We start from the raw sequence: 6660 nt of genomic DNA on the forward strand, positions 1-6660 counted from the left end.
AGAGACAGGGCCGGACGCGGGCGCACGGGTCGAGGCGTTCGGCGGCAAGCCGCCGGAGCTGGTCGGCCCGCTGACGCTGGCGCAGAGCATCAACGCCGCGCTCACCGACGGGCTGCTCGACCATCCGCAGATGGCCGTCTTCGGCGAGGACGTCGCCGCCAAGGGTGGGGTGTACGGGGTCACCAAGGGACTGCGGGACCGGTTCGGTGTCGCCCGGGTCTTCGACACCCTGCTCGACGAGACCTCGATCCTCGGCCTGGGGCTCGGTGCCGGGCTGGCCGGGATGCTGCCGGTGCCGGAGATCCAGTACCTGGCGTACCTGCACAACGCCGAGGACCAGTTGCGCGGCGAAGCGGCCACCATGGGGTTCTTCTCGCAGGGCGCGATGCGGAACCCGATGGTGGTGCGGGTGGCCGGGTTGGCGTACCAGGAGGGCTTCGGCGGGCACTTCCACAACGACAACTCGGTGGCGGTGCTGCGGGACGTACCCGGGCTGGTGATCGCCGTACCCGCGCGACCGGACGACGCGGCGGCGATGCTGCGGACCTGCCTGGCGAGCGCGGCGGTGGACGGCAGCGTCTGTGTGTTCCTGGAGCCGATCGGGCTCTACCACACGCGCGACCTCTACACCGACGGCGACGGGGAGTGGCTGGCCGGGTACGCCGAGCCGGGCGCCTGGGCGGGCGCACACGTGCCGGTCGGGCGGGCCCGCGTGTACGGCGTCGGCTCGGCCGAGGACGTCACGATCATCACGTTCGGTAACGGCGTCCGGATGTCGCTGCGGGCCGCGTCGGCGCTTGCCGACGAGGGCGTCGGCACCCGCGTGGTGGACCTGCGTTGGCTGGCCCCGCTACCTGTGGCCGATCTCATCCGGGAGGCCACCGCGACCGGCCGGGTGCTGGTGGTGGACGAGACCCGACGCTCCGGCGGGGTGGGTGAGGGAGTGATCGCCGCGCTGGTGGACGCCGGTTATGTCGGTGCGGCACGACGAGTGGCCGCAGTTGACTCATTTGTGCCGTTAGGTCCGGCTGCCCGTCAGGTCCTGGTGTCCGAGGAGGCCATCACCCAGGGTGCCCGTACGCTGCTGGCACGGTAAATTTCGTTCCACCCGGTGCGCCACTTGCGCCGGAGGGCACAACTGTGTGGACTTTGCCTGACGGCGTTCGAGGGGACGCCGCGAACTCGCCACGAGATGAGGAGGCACGCGACAGTGAGCGCGACCGCTGGTCAGGCTGCCGACGGGGTACGCAGCCTGGCGGACCGGTTCGGCATCGAGCCGGGGATGGTCGTCATGGAGATGGGGTACGACGAGGACGTCGACTCCGATCTCCGGGACGCCCTGACCGACCGTTGTGGTGACCTGGTCGACGAGGACACCGATGAGGTGGTCGACGCGGTGCTGGTGTGGTACCGGGACGGCGACGGTGATCTTTTCGAACTTCTCGTGGACGCCCTCGGCCCCCTGGCCGACAACGGGGTCGTGTGGCTGTTGACGCCCAAGGCCGGCCGTGACGGGCACGTGGAACCGAGTGAGGTCTCCGAGTCCGCACCCACCGCAGGCCTCCAACAGACCTCCACCATCAACGCCGGCAAGGACTGGAGCGGGGCCCGTCTCGTGCTGCGCCGAGGTGCCAAGGGCAAGAAGTGACCCTGCTCAGCGGTGTGACAGGCTGAGGCCGACCCGACCTGACTCCCGAAGGAGCTCGCATGCCGATCGAGGTTGGCGCCGAGGCGCCGGACTTCGTGCTGAAGGACCAGAACAACCAGGAGGTCCGGCTCGCCGACTTCCGTGGCCGGCGCTCCGTCCTGCTGGTCTTCTACCCGCTGGCCTTCACCGGCATCTGCCAGGGCGAGCTGTGCGAGGTGCGGGACAACCTCGACGAGTACGTCAGCGACGACGTCCAGGTACTCACCGTCAGCGTCGACTCGGTGTACGCCCACAAGGTCTGGGCGGACCGCGAGGGCTTCCAGTTCCCGCTGCTGTCGGACTTCTGGCCGCACGGTGCCGTCGCCCAGGCGTACGGCGTCTTCAACGAGGTCGCCGGCATCGCCAACCGGGGCACCTTCGTCATCGACAAGAACGGCGTGGTCCGGTTCGCCGAGATGAACATGCCGGGCGAACCGCGTGACCAGCACGGGTGGCGCAAGGCCCTGGCCGAGGCCGGCGCCTGACCCGTCCCGAACGGTGGTAACCGTCCGGTAGGGCCGGTGGGCGGCAGGGTAGGCTTGCCAACCGCCGGCTCGCCGTACGGCGTTCCGGGCGCGTAGCTCAGCGGGAGAGCACTCGCCTTACAAGCGAGGGGTCGCAGGTTCGAAACCTGCCGCGCCCACCAGATCGAACGACGGCCCGGAGATCAGTTCTCCGGGCCGTCTCCGCATCGTTCTCCGGGCCGTCTCCGCATCGGCGGTCGTGGCGGTGACGTCGCCGTGGGATACGTCGAGGTCGCCGACGTGCGGTTCGGGTGCGAAAATACGCGTCGGCGGCGACCTCCTTGGTTCCTACTTCGGCGCCTTTCGAGCTGAACCGTTTGCGCTATCGCAGATCCTCGGCACGGAGTGCCGGAGGCCGGGACCGCTCACCGCGATCCGTGGACGCTCTCAGCTCGAAAGGGCCCGACGTGCTGTCGGTCAGGTCCCGAGCATCAGCCGAGCGCCCGCCGTACGGCAGCCCGGATGCGGACACGGGCGTGTCTCTCGTGGGCCGCGCGTGACGATGGGGGTGCGGTCTCCGGCAAACGGAGCCGAGCCGGACGGGTGCCGCGTACCGTCGTCGTCGGGTCGGTGCCGACGCGGACGGGGAGGGGCGCGAGTGGGCTACGCCGAGGTCGCCGACGTGCGGTTCTGGTACGAGACACACGGCTCCGGTCGGCCGCTGGTGCTGCTGCACGGCGGGTTCGGCGCGGTCGAGACCTTCGCCGCGATCCGGCCCGCGCTGGCGCAGCGCCGCCGGGTGATCAGTGTCGACCTGCCGGGTCACGGACGCACCGCCGACGTCGACCGTCCGATGCGGTACGAGTCGATGGCCGACGACGTGGCCGCGTTCATTGGTCACCTGGGTCTGGGTCCGGTCGACGTGCTGGGCTTCTCCCTCGGAGGCGGGGTCGGCCTGCGGCTGGCAGTCCAGCACCGGCACCTGCTCCGCCGACTGGTGGTGGTCTCCGCGCCGTGCCGACGTCAGGGCTGGTTCCCCGAGGTGCTCGCCGGGATGCCGGAGCCCGACGAGGCGGCCGGCGAGCGGATGACGGGCATCCCGGCGTACGAGCTCTATCGACAGGTCGCGCCCCGCCCCGACGACTGGCCGAAGCTCTGGGCCAGGACCGGCGAGCTGCTGCGCCGCGAGTACGACTGGTCGGCGGAGGTGGCCGCGCTGACCACCCCCACCCTGCTGGTCTTCGCCGACGCCGACTCGATCCGTCCCGCGCACATGGTCGAGTTCTTCGGCCTGCTCGGCGGCGGACACCGGGACGCCGGTTGGGACGGTGCCGACCGGCCGGACGCCCGCCTGGCGGTCCTGCCCGGGCTCACCCACTACGACATCGTGGACTCGCCCGCCCTGCCGGCGGTGGTCCTCCCCTTCCTCACCCACACCCTGAACACCCCGGTCTGAGTACTTCAGCCTGATCGCGCCGCCGGCACCGTGCCGGTCCATCCGGCACGTTGTTCACCGGGTGTAGCGCAGCATGATCACGCCCGCGCCGATGGGGGTGGTGTCGACCAGGGTGAAGTGCTGCAGGTCGAACGAGCGGTCGGCGAGCGGGATGCCGCTGCCGACGACGATCGGGTTGACCTTGACCACCAGTTCGTCCACCTCCGGCAGCAGGTGGCCGGCGAGCTGGCCGCCGCCGCAGAGCCAGATGTCGCCGCCGGACCGTTGCTTGAGATCGCGGACGAAGGCGACCGGGTCACCGGAGACGATCTCCACCGCCGGGTCGTCGGACGGCGCCAGCGAGCGGGCGAAGACGTACTGCTTCGAGCGGTTCGCCCCCGACGAGACGGTGCTGGCCGGACTGGCCGCCCGGGAACCCTCCACGGCCCTGCTCACCGACTACGTCCGGTACATCGTCGAACGGACCACCCGGCAGCCGGAACTCACCCGCGCCCTGATCGAGCTGCGCCTGGAGGCGACCCGCCGTCCCGACCTGGCCCGGATCCTCGGTGCGACCCTGCGCCGGGGCTACCGCGACGACGTCGCGCACCAACTGGCCGCCGGCCTGCCCGGTGGCGCGTTCGAGGTGACCCTGCTGCGCTACGCCGTGGACGGGCTCCTGCTCGACCTGCTCACCCCCTCGATCGACGCCGGGTTCGACCCCGACGACGTGGTCGTCGCCCTGGTGTCCCGGTTGACCGCCGAGCCCTCCTGACCGCCGACCGCCACCGGACGCCCCGGGTACGCGAGGACTGTTCGTCGGCGCAGCGGGAAGACGTCGATGCGGACGCACCTGGGGAGGAGCGACGGATGACGCGTGCCGGACTGACCATCGGTGTGCTCGGCTCGTACGGTGGGCGCAACCTCGGTGACGAGGCCATCCTCACCGGCCTGCTGGCCGACCTGCGCGAACAGGAGCCGAACGCCCGGATCATCGTCTTCTCACGGAACCCGGCGCACACCGCGTTGGCGCATCCGGATGTCGAGGCGGTGCCGTGGGAGGGGGTCAGCCGGACCGACTCCGCCCTCGTGCTCTCCCAGCTCGACCTGCTGATCCTGGGCGGCGGCGGCATCCTCTACGACAAGGAGGCCCGCCGCTACCTCCGCGTGGTGCGGGTCGCCCAGGAACGCGGCCTGCCACTGCTGACGTACGCGGTGGGGGTGGGCCCGCTCAGCGAGATGGTGGACACCGGCATGGTCCGGGAGACGCTGGCCGGCGCCACCCAGGTCACCGTCCGCGACCAGGAGTCGCGGATGGTGCTGGAGGAGGCCGGCCTGCTCAACCCGATCACGGTCACCGCCGACCCGGCGTTCCTGCTGGAACCGGAGGACTTCCCGGCGGCACTGCTGCGCGAGGAGGGCGTGCCGGCGGGCAAGCGGCTGGTCGGGATGAGCGTACGGGAACCCGGCCGCGCCGCCGAACGGCTCGACGTCGACGGGTACCACCGGCTGCTGGCCCAGATCGGCGACTTCCTGGTGCATCGGATCGACGCGCACGTGCTCTTCGTCCCGATGGAGCGCGACGACATCCGGCACTCGCACGGCGTGCTCTCGCACATGACCGCCGCCGAACGCGGACGCATCCTGCACGGCACCTACTCGCCGCAACAGGTCCTCGGGCTGATGCGCCACTTCGACCTCGCCGTCGGCATGCGACTGCACTTCCTGATCTTCGCCGCGATGATGGGTACGCCGTTCCTGCCCCTGCCGTACGCCGGAAAGGTCTTCGACCTGGCCCAGCGACTCGGGGTGCCGGCGCTGCGCGGCGTGGAGCGGGAGGTGGAGGGGCCGCTGCTGGCCGAGGTCGACCAGCTCTGGGACGAACGTGACCAGCGGCGGGAGACCACCGCGCAGCGGGTCGCCCAGGTCTGTGAGGAGGCCCGGGGCACCTCGCGGGTCACCCGGGCGGTGCTGGAGAGCCTGCGCGCCCGGTCCCTGGTCGAGGTCGGCGCCTGACCGTCCGGTGGGCGGGCCGCGTCGTGTGCCGGGTGGGTCAGACGGCCGGGCCTCGCCAGCAGTAGCGCCACTGCTGACTCTTGGCGTCGACCGACTCCAGTTCGTAGATGTCCGCCCCGGCCAGGCCGGCCGAGCCCAGGTGGTGGTGGGTCAGCGGGGGACGGCCGTTGGGGTCCAGCTCGACGGTGACCTGCTGTCCGTCCGCCTCGCCACCTACCAGCGGGATCTCAACCGAGGATGCCATGCGCCCATCCTGCCCCGCCCGCCGTCGCCGCGCAGCGGATAGCCGCCCGCGCAGCGGACAGCCCGGGGCGTGCGGGACAGTCGGCGGGTCGGAACGGGACTAATCTCCCCTCATGGCGGAGATCGCGATAGACCCGACGCTCGGTCCGGTCGTCAACCGGGTGGCCGGCGAACGGGACGTCCTCGAATCGTTCCTCGACTTCCACCGGGCGGTGCTGCTGCGCAAGCTGCGGGGCCTCTCCGACCCCGACGCGGCCCGTCGGCTGCTGCCCTCGGCCACCACGATCGCCGGGCTGGTCAGACACCTCACCGAGATCGAACGCAACTGGTTCCACATCCTGCTCGACCCGGCGCCGGGCGAGGTGTTCCCCACCTCGGAGGAGGCGGCGCTGGCCAGCTTCACCCTGGACGAGGGCGACACGGTGGAGAGCCTGGCCGCCGACTACGAGCGGACCTGTGACCGGTCGCGGGAGATCGCCGCCCGCTTCGACCTGGACCACGTGGTGCCGCAACCGCAGCTCGGTGAGGTGTCGCTGCGCTGGATCCTGGTGCACATGATCGAGGAGACCGCCCGGCACGTCGGGCACGCCGACATCCTCCGGGAACTCACCGACGGCACCACCGGCGCACTCTGACCGGCGTTCTCATACCGGCGTTCTCGAACGGGCGCACGTTGACCGGCGCACGTTGACGGGCGCCGAGGGGCGGTCGTCAGGGGAGGGGAAGCAGCCCCGGCGGGTACTCCATGCCGTCGTGGGTGCAGGCGGCGGCGGCCACCCCGGCCGCGTACCCGGCGGCCTCTGCCCAGGTCGCGC

Annotated in this window: 8 protein-coding genes, 1 tRNA gene and 1 pseudogene; 8 read left to right on the forward strand and 2 right to left on the reverse strand. The window is 71.3% G+C overall.

Features of this window, described 5'->3' with window-relative positions; all coding sequences use genetic code 11:
* From EYA84_RS23235 to EYA84_RS23255, 5 genes are all read left to right on the forward strand, one after another.
* Window positions 1–1096: alpha-ketoacid dehydrogenase subunit beta (locus EYA84_RS23235; protein WP_275540811.1), on the forward strand; the 1096-nt coding region annotated here is incomplete at its 5' end.
* 114 nt (window positions 1097–1210) lie between these two features.
* Entirely contained in the window at window positions 1211–1648 is a 438-nt protein-coding gene (locus EYA84_RS23240; protein ID WP_131055312.1) for a DUF3052 domain-containing protein, read from the forward strand.
* A gap of 59 nt (window positions 1649–1707) precedes the next feature.
* Window positions 1708–2172 carry a peroxiredoxin gene (locus EYA84_RS23245; protein WP_131055314.1) on the forward strand — a complete coding sequence of 155 codons (465 nt, stop codon included), beginning with the start codon at window positions 1708–1710 and terminating at the stop codon, window positions 2170–2172.
* Window positions 2173–2258: 86 nt separating this feature from the next.
* Window positions 2259–2333 (forward strand) — tRNA-Val (locus tag EYA84_RS23250).
* Between the two features lie 476 nt (window positions 2334–2809).
* The gene (locus EYA84_RS23255) at window positions 2810–3607 is read left to right on the forward strand and encodes an alpha/beta fold hydrolase (RefSeq protein ID WP_131055316.1); all 798 of its coding nucleotides are present in this window, start codon (window positions 2810–2812) and stop codon (window positions 3605–3607) included.
* 54 nt (window positions 3608–3661) lie between these two features.
* Here the strand turns inward: EYA84_RS23255 and EYA84_RS23260 are convergent.
* Window positions 3662–3970: pseudogene (locus EYA84_RS23260) on the reverse strand (dihydrofolate reductase family protein); the annotation flags it as partial.
* Window positions 3971–3995: 25 nt separating this feature from the next.
* Here EYA84_RS23260 and EYA84_RS23265 point away from each other — a divergent pair.
* Together EYA84_RS23265 and EYA84_RS23270 are read left to right on the forward strand one after the other, a co-directional pair.
* On the forward strand, window positions 3996–4361 hold the full coding sequence (locus tag EYA84_RS23265; RefSeq protein WP_236145917.1) for a hypothetical protein: 366 nt from the start codon (window positions 3996–3998) through the stop codon (window positions 4359–4361).
* Window positions 4362–4456: 95 nt separating this feature from the next.
* Window positions 4457–5602 carry a polysaccharide pyruvyl transferase family protein gene (locus EYA84_RS23270; RefSeq protein ID WP_131055321.1) on the forward strand — a complete coding sequence of 382 codons (1146 nt, stop codon included), beginning with the start codon at window positions 4457–4459 and terminating at the stop codon, window positions 5600–5602.
* A gap of 37 nt (window positions 5603–5639) precedes the next feature.
* Here EYA84_RS23270 and EYA84_RS23275 read toward each other — a convergent pair whose 3' ends face one another.
* Complete coding sequence (locus tag EYA84_RS23275; protein WP_131055323.1) at window positions 5640–5846, reverse strand: hypothetical protein; 207 nt, start codon at window positions 5844–5846, stop codon at window positions 5640–5642.
* Window positions 5847–5958: 112 nt separating this feature from the next.
* Between EYA84_RS23275 and EYA84_RS23280 the strand changes: the two genes are divergently transcribed.
* Window positions 5959–6480, forward strand: a complete 522-nt coding sequence (locus EYA84_RS23280) for a DinB family protein (RefSeq protein WP_131055324.1) — start codon at window positions 5959–5961, stop codon at window positions 6478–6480.
* Window positions 6481–6660: the final 180 nt, after the last annotated feature.

Source organism: Verrucosispora sp. SN26_14.1, assembly GCF_004307965.1.
Taxonomy (GTDB): Bacteria; Actinomycetota; Actinomycetes; order Mycobacteriales; family Micromonosporaceae; genus Micromonospora.

What these genes read in the sequence shown, in the direction of transcription:
- EYA84_RS23245 (WP_131055314.1), top strand. Translation starts at nt 1,708, where the DNA reads ATGCCGATCGAGGTTGGCGCCGAGGCGCCGGACTTCGTGCTGAAGGAC.
- EYA84_RS23270 (WP_131055321.1), top strand. Translation starts at nt 4,457, where the DNA reads ATGACGCGTGCCGGACTGACCATCGGTGTGCTCGGCTCGTACGGTGGG.
- EYA84_RS23275 (WP_131055323.1), bottom strand. Translation starts at nt 5,846, where the DNA reads ATGGCATCCTCGGTTGAGATCCCGCTGGTAGGTGGCGAGGCGGACGGA.
- EYA84_RS23280 (WP_131055324.1), top strand. Translation starts at nt 5,959, where the DNA reads ATGGCGGAGATCGCGATAGACCCGACGCTCGGTCCGGTCGTCAACCGG.